This window comes from Bacillota bacterium (assembly GCA_013177945.1).
Lineage (GTDB): Bacteria > Bacillota > DSM-12270 > Thermacetogeniales > Thermacetogeniaceae > Ch130.
In genome coordinates this window covers 135,867-151,808 of sequence record JABLXW010000001.1, presented here as the reverse complement: position 1 = coordinate 151,808, position 15,942 = coordinate 135,867, and the positions used below count along the sequence as shown (strand labels likewise).

The following is a 15,942-nucleotide window of genomic DNA, read 5'->3' as shown; positions in this document are numbered from 1 at the left end:
CCGGCACCGAATAGATATACATTAATTGAGAAAAAAAGATAAAAAGATTCAGGGGAAAAAATCAAGCGAGGGAAACCGACCGGTGCTGGCCATCGTAAACAGTTGCTGCTGTTTAGGAATGGAAACTTACCTCGTAAGGGTTGAGGTGGATGTTTCCCCTGGTTTGCCTTCATTTAACATTGTAGGGCTCCCGGACCCTGCAGTCCGGGAGTCCACGGAGAGGGTCCGGGGAGCGATCAGAAATACGGGTCTCGAGTTTCCCTTGAAAAGGATTACGGTTAATCTCGCGCCGGCTGACTTGAGAAAGGAAGGTTCCCTTTTTGACCTTCCAATCGCCGTCGGGATCCTGGCTGCCACAGAGCAAATTCCCCAGAACCAGCTTGGCCGCCTGGTTTTTGTGGGCGAGTTATCCCTTGACGGAACAATCTGCTCCGTTCCCGGGATCCTCCTGATGGCGGGGGACATTGTCAGGAACAAAGCAGGGTTCTCTTTAATCGTTCCCCTCTGTAACCTGGGGGAGGCTTCTTTAGTTGAGGGAGCTTCCGTTTACGGTGGTGGTCATTTAAGAGACGTGATCTATTTTCTGCGGGGGGAAGGAGATCTTCAAACAGGTACCCAAGACCTCGAGGCCCAGAAAAAACATATTCTCGAAAAAGCAGCATCTGAGACCTATCCCGATTTTGCAGACGTAAAAGGACAGGAAAAAGCGAAACGGGCGCTTGAAATTGCTGCTGCAGGTGGCCATAATATTCTTCTGGTAGGGCCGCCTGGGACAGGAAAAACCCTTTTGGCAAGGCGCCTTCCCTCGATTTTGCCGCCTTTAAGTTGGGATGAGTATTTAGAAATTGCCAAAATTTACAGTGTGGCGGGGTTGCTTCCCAAGGACAGCCCCTACATCCTCACGAGGCCCTTTCGGGCACCGCACCACACGGCATCGGCGGTTAGCATTATCGGAGGAGGGAAAGTGCCCCGCCCTGGTGAAGTTAGCCTGGCGTCGCATGGAGTTCTCTTTCTGGATGAATTGCCCGAATTCAACCGGGATGTTCTCGAGGCCCTGCGTCAGCCTTTAGAAGAGAGGGTGGTCACGATTGCCCGCGCCTCCGGTTCTTTTACTTATCCGGCCAACTTTATTTTTGTCGCTGCGATGAACCCCTGCCCTTGCGGATTCCTGGGCGATCCCAAGAAGGAGTGCACGTGCACTCCCTATCAGGCCCAGCGCTACCGCAACCGGGTTTCCGGACCTCTTCTGGACCGGATCGATCTCCAGGTTGAAGTTCCCCGTTTGGAACTGAAAGATCTTGAGAAGGGTTCAAAAGGAGAAACGTCTTTTGAGATAAGAAAAAGGGTGCTCAACGCCCACCGGAGGCAGCGGAGGCGCTTTCAAAATGAAGGAATTAGATATAATTCAGAGATGCAAAACCGCCATATCAAAATGTTTTGTCAATTGAAAAGCGAATCCTGGCAACTGCTCACCAGGATTTTCCAAAATTTAAATCTCAGCATGCGCGCCCTCGACCGCGTCTTAAAGGTTGCCCGTACCATTGCAGATCTGGCAGAATCCGAAGAGATTGAACCCCTGCATCTTGCAGAAGCGGTGCAGTACCGTTGCTTTGACCGACCTCTCTGGTGATCTTAATTTTAAAAATTGTTTTAAAAATGTTTCCCATGGAAGGAGGTATCTCGCATGATTCCCGTTCAGGTAAAAGAGATCGCCTTTGACCTTTCCCTGAGTCCTGTTGTTCTTTTAGTAGATCAGACTGAGGAACGCGTCCTCCCCATCTGGGTAGGACCCTTTGAGGCGCAGGCAATAGCCATGGCCATCCAGGGAATTGTAGCACCCCGCCCCATGACCCACGATCTGATGAAGTCGGTTTGTGAACATTTAGGAGCATCTGTACGCCGTGTCGTGATCAGCGACATCCGGGATGGTACGTACTATGCAGAAATGTATTTACAAACCATGTCTGGAGAAGTAATTGTTGATTCCCGTCCAAGTGACGCAATTGCCCTGGCTTTACGTACAGGCGCCAAATTATATATTTCAGAGAAGGTTGCCAGTTACACCCTGTCTATTGAAGAACTGGTAAACGAAGAGCAGCAGGAAGAAGTGAGGCGTATTTTAGGGCTGATCAGTCCCGATGATTACAAGAAATCCCTGCATTAAAAACCTCTTTCGGAAATTTACACTCAAATCGCCGGGCCCATACCCTGGCTGCCGACGGGCAGGAACGTTAAAGTTACGGAACCCCTGGCGAACGATCCTGATTGCTCCCTTGCATTATCTGAAACAATGAGAATAAAAAACAGGGAATTAAAAAGAGGAGAGAAAAATTTCTCTCCCCATCTCGTTTACCCCTGCTAATTTCAGCTAATCTGGTAGCTCCAGTTGAGGCCGTTATTGTTGTCCCAGTTGTTGGCGCTGTCTTTAAAACAGAAGTTGAACCGACCGCTTCTTGTAATCTCGATGGTATGCTCCCATTCATCTCCTGCTTTGCTCATTTTATAATCGTAGATGTTCTGCCAGGGTCCCGTTCCGTAACCGGTGTGAAGCCAGATCTGATCCGCCCCGGCCTGGGCAAGGATGCCGTGGTATCTGATTTTCACTTTGTCTCCGACCCGCTTGGGAATCGGTGAAATAGAGAATGCGGGATGCATATCGTACACTTTCAAGTCCCTCCTGTTTTCATTTATTATTTTTATTATGAAAACAGGAGGGGCTTTTTATGCTTTTCAAGCTGCGGCTTCTTTCAGGCGTTTTGTGAGAATGGAACCCAAAACGTATACGGCAGCGGTAGAAAGGTACCTTGGGGTTACAGCATCGAAAACCATGTTGGCCCTTGCCGGAAATTCCTCATCTCCCACCCATAGAATGACCGCAACCAGGATGCGTGGGAGAACCGGGATCACAACCCCGAGATCTCCGATTTTCAGTTCACTTCCACCCAGGGCCTGTGCAGCTTCCAGCAATTTTCCGGGTTGGCCTCCAAAGGTTTCGGCAAGAGGCTCGACAGCTTCGACCTTAAAAGGGCGATCATGGTACATTCCGTTTGGAAGCTCGGAATAGGAAATCCAGCGCTTTGTTAGGGGATGCCCCGGGGCCTGGCTGAGGTATTGGAGAATCAGCGCTTTTTCTTCAACAGCCAGATTGGTCGGCTCTTCTTCTGCCAAGATTCTTCCTTCCGGATAAAAAACCCTGTAAGATTTGTTCAGATAGAGAACCCGAATCACGTTTTCGCGGGGATCATATTCGGCGCCGCTTGCTTCCGCCATTTTTTGGGGATCGTGTTTTGCGAACTCCCGCTGGGCTTCCAGCAAAGTTTCAAGATACTGCATGAGAACACCCCCTCCCCGATTCGTTTGCTTGACCCTGTGAGCTATAGGTCATGCTCAGCAGTTCGGCTAAATGAAGAACCTGAACAGGGGAATTTTCCAGTTCAAGCATATGGCGAAGTTGCATGATGCAGGAAGGACACCCTGTAACCAGGAAATCGGCACCTGTCTCCCGGATATTTTGCACTTTGCGCCGGCCGATTTTGGCGGCGAGATTGTAATAGGTCAGGTTGAAGGAACCGGCCGCTCCACAGCACCGATCAGGCTCCTTCATTTCCTTGAATCTGAGGCCCGGCACTTTCCTGATCAACCTCCGGGGAGCTTCGAATACCCCCTGCCCCCGTTTCAGGTGGCACGGATCATGGTAGGTTGCAAGGCGCGGAACTTCAATTTCACCTGCCCGGAAAGAAACAGCTTCGCTCAGGAACTGGCTGAAGTCTAAAACTTTACCGGCAAAGGCTTTTGCTTCAGGCGTTCCTAAAAGATCGGCGTATTCTTTCAGCATGCTTCCGCAGGAGGCGCAATCGGTAATCACAGCATCTACTCCGGCTCTCTGGAATACCTCCACATTTTTTCGGGCCAGTTCGGCTGCCGTCTTTTCATCGCCGCTGGCCAGGGCGGGAATGCCGCAGCACCACTGCTCGGGGATTAAAATTTCCAGGTCGTGGCGGCGGAGGACGTTGACCACCGCATGGCCTGTGGCGGGATAGACAAAGTTAGTAAGGCAGCCTGTGTAATACGCGACCCGGAGCTTGGGCCGGGAGCACGTCAAAAACCTGGGGACCTGTTTCCGAAAGGGGCGCTTCGCCATTTTGGGAAGAAGGCGTTCTTTTTGAACGATTTCTTCCCCAAAAACTTTTAAAATGTTGCTCTTTCGTACCAGCCACTGGACTCCGGCGCGCTGGTACAACCACCCGAGCCGGGCTGCCAGGGTGAGCCTGCCGTTGTTCTTGAGGAGGTGCTGAAAAACGTTCTTTTTGACAAATGAGATCCCTTTTTCCTGCGCAATTTTCTGGCGTGCTCCCAGGACCAGCTGATCCACCGGGATGTTATTGGGACATTGGTTTACGCAGGCTTTGCACAAAAGGCATAAACTCATAATCTCTTTCATTTTGGCAGAGAGGGGAAGCTTCCCCTCAAGGTGGTTTTTTAAAAGAAAAAGCTTTCCTCTTGCGACATAAGGCTCGGCCCTGGTCTCTTGATAAAGGGGGCAAACAGCCTGGCACCCGCCGCACTTGCTGCACCGGTTGAGATAATCCGCAGCCCTTGCAAGGTTATCCATTTCGCTCACTCCCAAAGATTTTGCCAGGGTTGAGAATGTTGTTGGGGTCTAGCGCTTTCTTGATCGCCCGCATGACCTCATACCCTGCTTCTCCGGTTTCCAGTTTAAGGTAAGGTGCCTTCATCGTCCCGATCCCGTGCTCGCCGGATAAAGTCCCTCCCAATTCCACTGCTGCCTGAAACAGTTCTCCTATCGCTTTTTCGACCCGTTCCATTTCCTCGGGATCGTTCTGGTCGCAAAGAATGTTGGGATGCAGATTTCCGTCCCCTGCATGCCCGAAAATCACCAAATTCAGCTGGTAGCGGGAGGCGATTTCCTTTAACCTTCTGATCATCTGGGGGATTTGACTCCGGGGCACGGCAATGTCTTCGCTGATCTTTGTGGGTTTGATCTGAACAACTGCAGCAGAAACAGCCCTGCGGGCCGCCCAGATCTCCTCTCTTTCTTTTTCGTTCCTTGCGATCTTAATTTCTCGTGCCCCACTTGCCCTGCAGAGTTCTGCCACCTGTTCGGTTTGTTTTTTCACCAGATCGGCGGGCCCGTCGACCTCGATGATCAGAATCGCCTCGGCATCTAAGGGAAGCCCGATTTGAAGGTAGTTTTCCACACAGCGGATGGTCAGGTCATCCATCAATTCCAGGGTGACGGGAATGATTCCCCGTTTAATGGTGAGCGTTACGGTTTTAGCGGCATCGTCAAGCCGCTCGTAAACCGCCATCATCGTTTCTTTTGCTTCCGGTTTAGGGATCAAACGGAGAATAATTTTCGTAATGATTCCCAAAGTACCTTCGGAACCTGTATAAAGCCGGATTAAATCATAGCCGGTCACACTCTTGACCGTTTTGCCGCCTGTTCTTAAAATTTCCCCCGTTGGCGTCACCACTTCCAGGCCGAGTACGTAGTCCCTGGTGACACCGTATTTAAAGGCGCGGGGGCCTCCTGCACATTCCGCAACATTGCCGCCAATAGTTGAGGTCTTTAAGCTGGCGGGATCAGGTGGATAGAACAGCTCGCGTTTTTCCGCTTCCTCCTGGAGATGGGATGTCACAACTCCGGGTTCCACTACGGCAACCAGGTTTTCTTCATCTATTTCCAGAATGCGGTTCATCCTGGTGAGGTCCAGGACAACCCCGCCTTTAACCGGCAGTGATCCGCCGCTCAGACCCGTTCCGGCTCCCCGGGGAATGACGGGAAAAAGATGAAGATTGGCCAGTTTGATGATTTTTTGTATTTGCTCGGCGGAATCCGGGCGGACCACCAGGTCGGGAAGAAAGGCCTCCGGGGTGCTGTCGTAGCCGTAGCACAACCGTTCCTCAAGGGTGGCGAGGACGTTTTCCTTACCCACAATCTTCTTGATTTCGTTGATCAAAGAGGACTGAAGCATTTTCCGGAACCTCCTGTTGAGAGAACCGTTTTTAGTTTTCAGAGAAGAAGCTTTCCACCATCAAAGGTCATTTCCCGCCCTTCCCCCAGGATCGTCAAAAAAGGGTGAGCTTTTGCCTCCTCGAAAAGGGCCGCGGAAAACACGAGCTCCTCCAACTCTAGTGTATTTTGAATCACCAGAACCCGGGCCCCTTCGGGATTCCTGCTTCCCAGACTCAGAAGCGCCTTTTGAATCGTTTCCTCATCTGTAGGAAAGTGCATGGGGATCATCGCCCGCTGGACAAAGGTCGTGCTGAGCACGTTGAGGTATGTCGCCTCCCAGTCGACTTTAGAGAGGAGGCGGTCTGTTGTGAAGTCGGCAAGACCAATTCCTGTAGCGTTGCCCTCCGAGCGCTCCGCCAGGTCGAGGACGGCAATCCGTTTAATCCGGGGTGCTTCGGGTTCGGGTTCGCCCTGAATCCGCAGGCGCCCGATCAGGTTGGTATCCATCCCGGTGCCGCTGAAGCACTTCCCCATTTCTTTCACGACAAGCAGATCAAGTTCCTGAAAGGGCAGCCGGGGCATTAAAGAGCGGGCTCTGTTCAATAACTGTTGTTCCTTGCCGAAAAATTCCTCTGGTTCTACTCCCTCGATGTGGGCGGTTTGCTCCCGCGCGTTTTCGATGATCGCAATGCCGTATAAAACGGGAAGTCTGGCAAGAATAAAGTTTGCCACCTGCGGAATGTACTCCCTGAGCCCCGCGGGGCCAAATTTATGGAGTGCAGCCGCTCCCTGGGGATTGCCCAGGCCGACGGCAAGCATTTTCATCAAGCCGCTTTCCACCGGGCCCCGAAACGAAGTATGGGGTTTCACCCGGTTGACCACAATAATGCCGTCGCTTTCCAGGGCTGCCTGATTGAAAAAAACAGGAACTTCAGGTGTAATCTCGCCAAGTTTTATTGCTTCCCCTGTTGCTTTGATGGGAACACCTGTTGTTTCCTCGGTGATTCCCAGGCTGGCCAGAACTTTTTTCTGCCCCTCGGGTGTGCCTCCTCCATGGGACCCCATGGCGGGGACGAGGTAGGGCCGGAGACCGTTTTCCTTGAGCATGTTGAGAATAGTAACCAGAATCGGCAGGATGTCCGAAATCCCCCGGCTTCCTGCTGTTACCGCAATGCGCGCCCCCTTTTTGATCCCCCTCCAGAATTTTGCTTTTTGAAGGGCCTTTTTTACCTCATCCTGAACGTTTTCAACCCGGGGGGCAGGCAGGTTGTAAAGCGCCCGGTACATTACAGGATATCTCATGACAGAACCTCCCGATCTTCTTCAGGCAGCCGGTAGGCCCAGGGAGAAAGGTCGCACCAGCAGGGAATTGCGCTCCGGACCTGATCGATCAGTTTAAAATCTATCTCGCACAAGATAATATCTTCGTCATTTGAGCCTGCAGCGAGGACTTTCCCATCGGGAGCCACCACAAGTGACCTTCCGGGAAAGATTAGACTTCCCTCTCTTCCTGCTTTATTTACACCTGCTATGAAAACTTGATTTTCAACCGCACGTGCCCTTAGAAGGAGTTCCCACTGTTCAATGCGGGCATCGGGAAAAGCGGCGGGCACGAAAATTACCAGCGCCCCGGCTTTTGCCAGGAGGCGCGCCACCTCCGGAAAGCGCAGGTCGTAGCAAATCATCACTCCCATCTTACCATAAGCTGTCGAAAAAAGGTACAGGTTCCTGCCGGGTATACACCATTCTTTCTCTCCCAAAGGCCCGAAGGGATGAACCTTCGCGTAACCTCCCAGGTATCCTCCCGGGCCGTGGACTGCACAGAAATTATGAATTCCCTGGGGGGTTTTGATCGGGAGCGAGCCCCCTACAATGTAGATCCCCCTTTCTCTGGCCAGTCCGGCCAGGAGCGCATTTGTCGGGCCCTGGAGCATCTCGGCTTCCCTCATAACATTTTGGTGAAGGTGTCCTGTTGTCCAGAGCTCCGGAAGGACGACCAGATCAACGTCATGGGGAACTTTTTCCTCGACCAGGGATTTTACATGGGCCCGGCAGTCTTCGGGAGTTTTCTGGCCCGGCGCCAGTTGAAGCAATGCAATCCGCAATGGAAACACTCCCTTAAAAAACCCCTTTTAGGTGTTCGATTACGGGTCTTCCCTTCTCCGTAAAGGTAATTGCGATCACATCAAAGCGAAGGGGCGCCTCTTCTTCTTTTTTGGTGAGCAGGTAGTACTGCGCGAGGCGTCTGATTTTCGCCTGCTTCGCCGGGGAAACCGCTTCCTGGGGGGTTCCGTAAAGAAGATTGCGCCGCGTTTTCACCTCCACAAAAACGGTGACGGGTCCATCCTGCATGATTAAATCGATTTCTCCCAAGCGGCAGCGGAAATTCTTCGCAAGAAGACGGTACCCCAGGGAAGAAAGAAAGGAAAGGGCGATTTCCTCTCCCTTGAGACCGGTTTCCCGACGTTTTAAGGCCATTGCCTGGACCTCTTTTCTCCCCCTTATCAGAAATGGAGATTCAGGAGAATGCTCCTTCAGCCTCTTCCCTCCCGGGTTTTGAGAGGCGGGATTTCCGATCAAGCTGATAAATAAAAACGAGAACCTCTGCAACGGCGTGGTAAAGCTCAGGAGGAATTTCAGATTCCAGAGGGAGTTTTACAAGCAGACTGGCCAGTTCCGGGTCTTCGTAAAGGGGCACCCCGTGCCTTTCGGCTTCTTCAATAATGCGTGCTGCGACCTCACCCTTTCCCTTTGCAACAACCCGGGGGGCGCGGTCCTTATCTTTTCGGTACCTCAAGGCAACCGCTTGTTTCAGGCCGGCCTTTTCTTTTTCCATTTTACTTAATCCCCTCTTATGCCAGATTATACCAGAAGGTTTATCACCGGGGCAGCTGGGAAATGCTCTTTGCGAAGCTTCGCAAATACGGTCCTGACGGTTCCCACCGCACAGCCCAACCAATGGAGATAAAAATTTAGATTTCGCAGCGAATCTGCAAGGCAAGGCCAGCACTCATCGAAGAGAACCTTCGTTTCTTTCTGCTCGACAAGGGCGCGGGCGTACAGGATCGGGTTCTTGAAAGTCAGTTCGACCTGGACCCACCCCAGGGACGGAGTTTCCAGGGAGATAAGAAAAGACCAGACGGATGATTTCGGGGTTTCCTCCTGGGGGGAAGAATAAATGGAGATCTCCCCCTTTAGGGAAGGGTTTTGATCTGAAAACAAGAAAAGGGGGATGTAAAAGAAGGGCGACTGGTCTGGAGAATTTTCCTGGGCCCAGGCAAAAATTTGTCCGCCCAGCAATTGTTTTGCTGACTCCCCTTCCAGTTTTAGAGGAAGTTGATATTGTTTGCAATGTTCGCTTTCAAGAGGCTTTTCCAGGTGCTCCAGGAGCGACAGGAGTATTCCCCGGAGTTGATCCACCGCCGCTTTCAGGCGAAAGCCGAACAATTTTTGCTCCCTGGCATTCTGCTCAACATTTTCTGCTTTTTTAGGTTCAAGATAAATCTGAGGTATTGCTTTGTTTAGAAAACTGGCAAGAGATTCCAGGAGCAGGGGGTGAGGAGAGAGAGCCAGCTTTGCCAGGGTTGCTGCAATGAGAAAACTGACAGGAGATGAGCTCCCGAGTTTTGAAAGGATCTCCTGGACAAGGAGGAAATTTTTCTCGGAGATGGGAAGTCCTGCGTTATGGAGAACAGAAAAAATGGCACGGTTTCGGGTTTCCGGCAAACTCCCCAGAAGAGGAGGCTCCAGAACCTCCTGGACGATTCGCCAGGTTGTTTGATTCCCGCCCTTTTGCTCCTGTTTTACGAAAAAATACTGCCCTGGAGCAAGGGGAATTTGCGTGCGCACTCTGTAAAGCATCCCCCGCGCAGAGACAACTGCCGTCTCCCCGCTGACCTCTAAAATTTTGATTAAAAAAAGGTCCTTGTCTTGTTTCCCCGGTTCCCTGTGGAACTGGAGGAAAGAGAGTTGCTCAATTTCCATCTCCGGTCACCTTGACCCCGCAAAAAGTAAACCGGTGGAGAAAACAGGGGCCGTACTTTCTCAGTGCTTCAAGATGGGCAGGAGTGGCGTACCCTTTATTTTTTTCAAACCCGTACCTGGGGTAAATCCGGCTGTAGTAAATCATGATTTCATCCCGGAGCGTTTTTGCGAGGAGAGAGGCCGCCGCAATCGCGGCGCTCCTGGCATCCCCTTTTACCAGTGGGGTTTGAGGGATAATTAAATCCGGCAATGCCCAGCCGTCTATCAAAACGTGGTCGGGGGGAACCGGAAGACGCTCTAAAGCGAGCTTCATCGCGTAGAAGGTCGCCTGATGAATGTTATAGCGCTCGATAAAGCCTACAGGAACAATCCCGATTCCCCATCCTTTTGCGTGTCTTTTGATTTCTTGAGCCAGCCGCGTGCGAAGAGAAGGGGGAACGCTCTTGCTGTCGTTTAACCCGGGGATCATCAGCTCCCTCTCGATAACCACCGCTGCCGCAACCAGGGGGCCCGCAAGAGGGCCCCTTCCGACCTCGTCAACACCCGCAATCAGGCTGACCCCGCTTTTCCAGAGCAACCTTTCGTGAAAATGCAGCTGCTCCAGACGAGCCCGTTCTTTTTCGTTTAATATCTTCGTTTCTCCCCTCATCTGATCCTCATCTTCCTCCCTGATCTCCTAAAAATGATCGGGGAGTTCCAGCGTAAGAGAGCCGAGTTTGCCGCTTTGAAACGAACTGAGCAGGAAGCCGGCCGCCCGGTGGAGGTCGGGGAGGCCGTCAGCCAGGAGGAATTTTTTCTCTTGAGCAAGACCCTCCAGCGAGAGAGGGCCGGCAGAGATTCCGGAAATCCGGGAGAAGCTTTCCGGGCAGCGTACTTCCAGAAACTCGAGCAGTTTTCTGGCGACATCCTCTATATTGTACATTTTTTCGCCAAGCGCTCCGATCACGGCCAGCTTGAAAATCGCTTCTTCATCTTCAAGTTGCGGCGGAAGGACGCCCGGGGTATCCAGGACGGAAACCGCGCCCCGCAGGTGAACCCACTGGGGACCCCTGGTAATGCCTGGCCGGTTGCCCGTAGCGACGGCATGTTTTCCGAGAAGCCTGTTTAAAAAAGTGGACTTGCCCACGTTTGGAATCCCAAGCACTGCGGTTCGCAGTTCCCTGGGGCGGCGCCCCTTTTTTTGCAGCTTCTGGTTTAGCTCCAGGGCAGCCTCCTCCAAATACAACCAGAGCTCCCGAAATCCCCAACCCTTGCGAGAATCAACGGCAAGGGCGGCCTTTCCTTCGCGGGCAAGGAAGAGGAGCCATTGCTCTGTTGCTGCAGGCTCGGCGAGATCGGCCTTATTCAAGATCAGCAACTGTTTTTTTCCGGCAGCCAATCGTTCCACCAGGGGGCTGCGGGTGCTTCGTGGGCAGCGTGCGTCAACGATTTCGAAAACAAGGTCGACAATTTTAAGGCTGTTGAGAAGCAGCCTGACCTGTCTTTTCGGGACTCCGGTGCTCATCTAATCAGTCCTATGCGGTGGGGGGGCCAGTAGATAAAAAAGGCCTTTCCGACAAGATACTTTTTATTTAAACACCCCCAGAACCGGCTGTCCTCACTGTTATTCCGGTTGTCGCCCATTACGAACAAATACCCCCGCGGCACTTTAACGGGTCCGTAGTTCGGTACGGGTTCATAGGAGAGATAAGGCTCTTCAAGTCTTCTTCCGTTGATGTACACGTAGCCCTGACGAATTTCTACGGTCTCTTCTTCTAAGCCAATGATTCGCTTGATAAAATCCCGTTGGGGATCGAGGGGAAACTTAAATACGACAACATCTCCCCGTTTCGGAGGGTGCAGCCTGTACGAAAGCTTGTTCACAATAATCCGATCCCGGGGGTACAGCGTTGGTTGCATGGAAGGAGAAGGAATATAAAAAGGTTCGAAAAGCCAGAGACGGATTACGGCAGCTAGTACTACCGCAAGAATTACCGATTCGAGAATTTCCCGCCAAAAGGGTGGCTTCTCCTGAGTCAAACTTTTCCCCTACTTCCGTTCTCGAATTCGAGTAGCCTTCCCTACCCTTTCCCGGAGGTAGTAAAGCCTGGCGCGCCTGACCCGGCCCCTGCGGAGAACCTCGATCTTTTCCAGGCGCGGGGAATGCAGGGGGAAGGTCCTTTCAACCCCCACCCCATAAGAGATGCGCCTCACGGTAAAGGTTTCATTAAGGCCGCTTCCCCGTCTCCTGATCACCGTTCCTTCGAAGGTTTGCGTTCTTTCGCGGTTTCCTTCGATAACCTTTACATGTACCCGTACGGTGTCGCCGGGACGGAAAGGGGGAATCTCCTTTTTCAGATAATCCTGCTCGACAATTTTCATTAAGTCCACGAGATTCAGCCTCCTTGCTGCTCTTGTTTCAGGGTCGCCTGCCAACACTGCCGTTTATTATAGCACAGGAACTGGTAAATCACAATCCGCCGTCCGTTTCCCGGGAATTAAAAATTTCATCAACAGTCCTGCGGTCCTCCTCCTCCCAGTTTGCCTGCTGCAGCAAGTCAGGGCGGCGCAGAAAGGTCCGCTTCACGGCCTGGGCGCGGCGCCAGCGGGATATTGCCTGATGGTTTCCGCTCAGCAGGATCTCCGGCACCTCCCAGCCCCGAAAAACCCGGGGCCTTGTATACTGGGGGTATTCCAGGAAACCAAAGCTGAAGGACTCCTCTTTTAGCGAACCCTCTTCACCGATAACCCCGGGGATCAGACGGACAACGGCATCAACGAGGACCATTGCTGCAATTTCTCCGCCTGTTAGAATAAAGTCTCCAATTGAAATTTCGTCGGTTGCCAGGTATCTGACCCTTTCATCAATGCCTTCGTAGTGTCCGCAGATCAAAATGAGTTCCGGTGCGTGCGCGAATTCCTGGGCCTTGGCCTGAGTAAAGGTTTCTCCCTGGGGGGTAAGGAGAATGGTGCGGGAGCGCGGATCTGTTCGTACTGCCTCGAGACACCGGAAAAAGGGCTCTGGCTTCATCACCATCCCACTCCCGCCACCGTAAGGATAGTCGTCAACCTTGTAGTGTTTATCCTCGGAATATTCCCGGAGATCGATGGCTTCGATTTGAAGCATTCCCCGCGTTTGGGCGCGTTTGAGAATACTGCTTTGAAAAGGGCCCCAGAACATCTCCGGAAAAATAGTCAGGATTTTGATCACCATAAAGATCACTCCCCGAGCAGACCGGGTAAAGGATGGATGAGGATGGATTTCTCCTCTAGATTAATTTTTTTCACAACATCTTTAATGGCAGGGATCAGGTACTCCTTTCCCTTTTTGCTGTCCTTGATAACGTAGACGTCGTTGCTCCCGGTGGTCAGGATTTCTGCAACTTTTCCTACCAGTTCACCATCTTCCGTGAAGACGGAAAATCCGAGGAGCTGGAAGTGATAGTACCGGCCTTCCGGCAGGGGCCAGACCTCGGCGCGCGGCACCTGGAGCAGAGCACCCTGAAATTTTTTTGCCTCTTCCGGGGTGTTGATGGTGGAGAGCTTCAAGATCACGCGATTTTTTTGAAGTACAGCACTCTCAACCTCTTTTTCCAGGCAGAGATCCGCGAGGCGAAGAAAGATCCGCTTTGTTGCAAGAAAACGCTCGGGGAAATCAGTATAAGGAGTCACCTTGACTTTCCCCCGGCAGCCAAAAGGACCGGTAATCTGCCCGACCGTAATAAACTCCTCCATTTTTACTCCCCTAAAACGCCGTGTATAAAAATTGCAGTGAAACCATCTTCAAGACGTGATCTCAACGAAGACCTTTCTTCCCATCTTTGCCCCTGTGGCTTTTGCCAAAGTACGAATTGCCCTTGCTATTTTTCCCTGCTTTCCAATCACCTTGCCCATGTCTTCACTGGCAACTTTCAATTCGATGATGATTGCTTTTTCTCCCTCGATTTGGTTTACTTGCACGGCTTCGGAATTATCTACAAGAGATTTTGCTAGAAGCTCGATCAGTTCCCGCATTTGTCAATCCCCCTGCCTGGGGCCTTCAGCTTTCTGGAACTGCCGATTGAGTTGTGCGTTTCTGCCAGACCCCGGTTTTTTTCAAAAGCGCCCTCACGGTCTCGGAGGGTTGTGCTCCCCGGGCAAGCCAAAGAAGCGCCTTTTCTTCGTCGATTTTGATTACCTCGGGGTTGGAGGCAGGCTGGTAGTAGCCGATTTCTTCAATAAACCTTCCATCCCTGGGAGAACGGGAGTCAGCGACAACGATGCGGTAGGCAGGGTTTTTTTTCGCTCCAATCCTTTTCAATCTAATCCGTGTTGCCAAGAAGCAGACCTCCTTTAAAATAACGGAAATCTTAGTGATTTTAGTTTACGGGCACCTTTCCCCGTGCTCAGTTCACTGAACTGTTTGATAAGCTTCCGTGTTTGTTCAAACTGTTTCAGGAGACGGTTGACATCCTGAACTGTGGTACCGCTCCCCCGGGCAATCCGTTTCTTCCGGCTCCCGTTGATAATCGAAGGATTTCTTCTCTCTTCCGGAGTCATGGAGTTGATAATTGCTTCGATATAAACAAGTTCTTTCTCATCAAACTCCTCCTGAATTTTGCGAAGCTGCTTCGCCCCGCCCAGGCCTGGAATCAAACTCAGAACCTGCTCCAGGGGCCCCATCGCCCGTACGTGGTGAATTTGAGCCAGGAAGTCCTCCAGCGTAAATTCTTGCTTCCGGAGTTTTTGTTCCAGCTCCTTGGCCTTCTCTTGATCAAAAGCCGCCTGGGCCTTTTCGATCAGGCTCAGAACGTCGCCCATCCCGAGAATCCGGGCCGACATGCGGTCGGGGTAAAAGGGCTCCAGGGCATCCAGCTTTTCGCCGACTCCAATGTATTTGATCGGGCACCCCGTCACCGCTTTAACAGAAAGCGCTGCTCCTCCCCGGGCATCTCCATCCAGTTTTGTTAAAATAACCCCTGTTAAACCCAACTCTTCGTGAAAACTTTTTGCAATATTGACAGCATCCTGACCCGTCATTGCGTCTACGACCAGCAAAATCTCCTGGGGTTCGAGCGCCTTTTTGAGGTTTTTGAGTTCTTGCATGAGTTCTTCATCAATATGCAACCTTCCCGCAGTATCAATGATAATTAAGTCGCACCCCCGGCTTCGGGCAAATTCAAGGGAATCCTGCGCGATTTTGACCGGAGTAAATTTTTCGCCAGGGGTAAAGCAGGGGACGTTGATTTGTTTTGCCAGAACCTCCAGCTGTTTCCCTGCTGCAGGACGGTAAACATCTGCCCCCACCAGCAGCGGAGACCTTCCCTGTTTCCGGAGCAGAAGGGCAAGCTTGCCTGCTGTTGTGGTTTTTCCGCTGCCGTGAAGTCCAACCAGCATGAGGATTGTAGGGCCGGAACTGCTGAAGTTAATTTTGCTGAGACCCTCGCCCATCAGTGCAGCAAGTTCTTCATTGACAATTTTGATCATCTGCTGGGCAGGGGTCAGGCTTTCTAAAACCTCTGCTCCCATGCTTCGTTCCCTGACCCGCTGTGTAAACTCTTTTACAACGGGCAGACTTACATCTGCTTCAAGCAGGGCCAGCCGCACTTCGCGGAGGGCTTCCTTAATATCGGTTTCGGTTAACTTCCCTTTTCCCTTGAGTTTTTTAAAGGTGTTCTGCAGCTTTTCTGCCAGTCCCTGAAAAAGCAAAACCTTCACCCCCCTTCTCCGGATCTCAAAGAAGTACGCTCCTTCAGGTATCCCGCAAGCAGGCCGAGCTTTGCTTCATATGCCTCCAGAGACCGCTCGGCGCGTTTGAGAATGTCATGCACTGCCTGCCTGCTTATTTTAAGCTCAGCCGCAATTTCCCCTAAAGACAAATCATGCTCATAGTAAAGCCGCATCACTTCCTGTTGTTTCGAAGTTAACAGGGAACCGTAAAAATCATATAAAAGCATGACGCGGCCCAATTTGCTCAGCAGCATTGCCACCAACCTGTCAAGGGTTAAACCTTAACAGCATTT

The 15,942-nt window shown here is 51.8% G+C and carries 21 protein-coding genes; 2 read left to right on the top strand and 19 right to left on the bottom strand.

Translation table 11 applies throughout. From position 1 onward, the window contains the following. Positions 1-82 precede the first annotated feature (82 nt). Both HPY58_00765 and HPY58_00760 read left to right on the top strand, forming a co-directional pair. The gene (locus HPY58_00765) at positions 83-1,630 is read left to right on the top strand and encodes a YifB family Mg chelatase-like AAA ATPase (protein ID NPV28189.1); all 1,548 of its coding nucleotides are present in this window, start codon (positions 83-85) and stop codon (positions 1,628-1,630) included. A 54-nt stretch (positions 1,631-1,684) separates the two neighbouring features. Beyond that, the gene (locus tag HPY58_00760; GenBank protein ID NPV28188.1) at positions 1,685-2,164 is read left to right on the top strand and encodes a bifunctional nuclease family protein; all 480 of its coding nucleotides are present in this window, start codon (positions 1,685-1,687) and stop codon (positions 2,162-2,164) included. A 200-nt stretch (positions 2,165-2,364) separates the two neighbouring features. Here the strand turns inward: HPY58_00760 and HPY58_00755 are convergent, their stop codons facing one another. The 19 genes from HPY58_00755 to HPY58_00665 form a co-directional block, all read right to left on the bottom strand. Further along, entirely contained in the window at positions 2,365-2,655 is a 291-nt protein-coding gene (locus HPY58_00755; protein NPV28187.1) for a carbohydrate-binding protein, read from the bottom strand. Positions 2,656-2,730: 75 nt separating this feature from the next. Next, positions 2,731-3,333 carry a DUF3786 domain-containing protein gene (locus tag HPY58_00750; GenBank protein NPV28186.1) on the bottom strand — a complete coding sequence of 201 codons (603 nt, stop codon included), beginning with the start codon at positions 3,331-3,333 and terminating at the stop codon, positions 2,731-2,733. Further along, positions 3,320-4,612 (bottom strand): (Fe-S)-binding protein, encoded by a 1,293-nt coding sequence (locus tag HPY58_00745; protein ID NPV28185.1) that lies wholly within the window; start codon positions 4,610-4,612, stop codon positions 3,320-3,322. Before HPY58_00745 ends, HPY58_00750 begins: the two co-directional genes overlap by 14 nt. Beyond that, entirely contained in the window at positions 4,605-5,996 is a 1,392-nt protein-coding gene (locus HPY58_00740) for an FAD-binding protein (GenBank protein NPV28184.1), read from the bottom strand. Before HPY58_00740 ends, HPY58_00745 begins: the two co-directional genes overlap by 8 nt. 38 nt (positions 5,997-6,034) lie before the next feature. After that, complete coding sequence (locus tag HPY58_00735; GenBank protein ID NPV28183.1) at positions 6,035-7,279, bottom strand: DUF2088 domain-containing protein; 1,245 nt, start codon at positions 7,277-7,279, stop codon at positions 6,035-6,037. Next, positions 7,276-8,082, bottom strand: a complete 807-nt coding sequence (locus HPY58_00730) for a carbon-nitrogen family hydrolase (GenBank protein NPV28182.1) — start codon at positions 8,080-8,082, stop codon at positions 7,276-7,278. Before HPY58_00730 ends, HPY58_00735 begins: the two co-directional genes overlap by 4 nt. Before the next feature lie 13 nt (positions 8,083-8,095). Further along, a complete protein-coding gene (locus HPY58_00725; GenBank protein NPV28181.1) occupies positions 8,096-8,455 on the bottom strand; it encodes a YraN family protein in 360 nt (119 codons plus the stop codon). Positions 8,456-8,495: 40 nt separating this feature from the next. After that, positions 8,496-8,813: an FhlB domain-containing protein gene (locus tag HPY58_00720; protein NPV28180.1), complete on the bottom strand. Its 318-nt coding sequence runs from the start codon at positions 8,811-8,813 to the stop codon at positions 8,496-8,498. Between the two features lie 26 nt (positions 8,814-8,839). Continuing rightward, positions 8,840-9,961: a hypothetical protein gene (locus tag HPY58_00715; protein NPV28179.1), complete on the bottom strand. Its 1,122-nt coding sequence runs from the start codon at positions 9,959-9,961 to the stop codon at positions 8,840-8,842. Beyond that, positions 9,951-10,610 carry a ribonuclease HII gene (locus HPY58_00710; protein NPV28178.1) on the bottom strand — a complete coding sequence of 220 codons (660 nt, stop codon included), beginning with the start codon at positions 10,608-10,610 and terminating at the stop codon, positions 9,951-9,953. Before HPY58_00710 ends, HPY58_00715 begins: the two co-directional genes overlap by 11 nt. 27 nt (positions 10,611-10,637) lie before the next feature. After that, entirely contained in the window at positions 10,638-11,465 is an 828-nt protein-coding gene (ylqF, locus tag HPY58_00705) for a ribosome biogenesis GTPase YlqF (GenBank protein NPV28177.1), read from the bottom strand. Then, a complete protein-coding gene (gene lepB / locus HPY58_00700; GenBank protein ID NPV28176.1) occupies positions 11,462-11,980 on the bottom strand; it encodes a signal peptidase I in 519 nt (172 codons plus the stop codon). Before lepB ends, ylqF begins: the two co-directional genes overlap by 4 nt. A 9-nt stretch (positions 11,981-11,989) precedes the next feature. Beyond that, positions 11,990-12,322: a 50S ribosomal protein L19 gene (rplS, locus tag HPY58_00695; protein ID NPV28175.1), complete on the bottom strand. Its 333-nt coding sequence runs from the start codon at positions 12,320-12,322 to the stop codon at positions 11,990-11,992. 88 nt (positions 12,323-12,410) lie between these two features. After that, entirely contained in the window at positions 12,411-13,154 is a 744-nt protein-coding gene (gene trmD / locus HPY58_00690) for a tRNA (guanosine(37)-N1)-methyltransferase TrmD (protein ID NPV28174.1), read from the bottom strand. Positions 13,155-13,159: 5 nt separating this feature from the next. Then, the gene (gene rimM, locus HPY58_00685; GenBank protein ID NPV28173.1) at positions 13,160-13,675 is read right to left on the bottom strand and encodes a 16S rRNA processing protein RimM; all 516 of its coding nucleotides are present in this window, start codon (positions 13,673-13,675) and stop codon (positions 13,160-13,162) included. Between the two features lie 48 nt (positions 13,676-13,723). Beyond that, a complete protein-coding gene (locus HPY58_00680; protein NPV28172.1) occupies positions 13,724-13,954 on the bottom strand; it encodes a KH domain-containing protein in 231 nt (76 codons plus the stop codon). 25 nt (positions 13,955-13,979) lie between these two features. Beyond that, positions 13,980-14,258 carry a 30S ribosomal protein S16 gene (gene rpsP / locus HPY58_00675; GenBank protein ID NPV28171.1) on the bottom strand — a complete coding sequence of 93 codons (279 nt, stop codon included), beginning with the start codon at positions 14,256-14,258 and terminating at the stop codon, positions 13,980-13,982. 14 nt (positions 14,259-14,272) lie between these two features. Further along, entirely contained in the window at positions 14,273-15,637 is a 1,365-nt protein-coding gene (gene ffh, locus HPY58_00670) for a signal recognition particle protein (GenBank protein ID NPV28170.1), read from the bottom strand. Next, positions 15,634-15,903, bottom strand: coding sequence for a YlxM family DNA-binding protein (locus HPY58_00665; GenBank protein ID NPV28169.1), 270 nt, complete (start codon positions 15,901-15,903; stop codon positions 15,634-15,636). The genes ffh and HPY58_00665 overlap by 4 nt, the downstream gene beginning before the upstream one ends. Positions 15,904-15,942 lie beyond the last annotated feature (39 nt).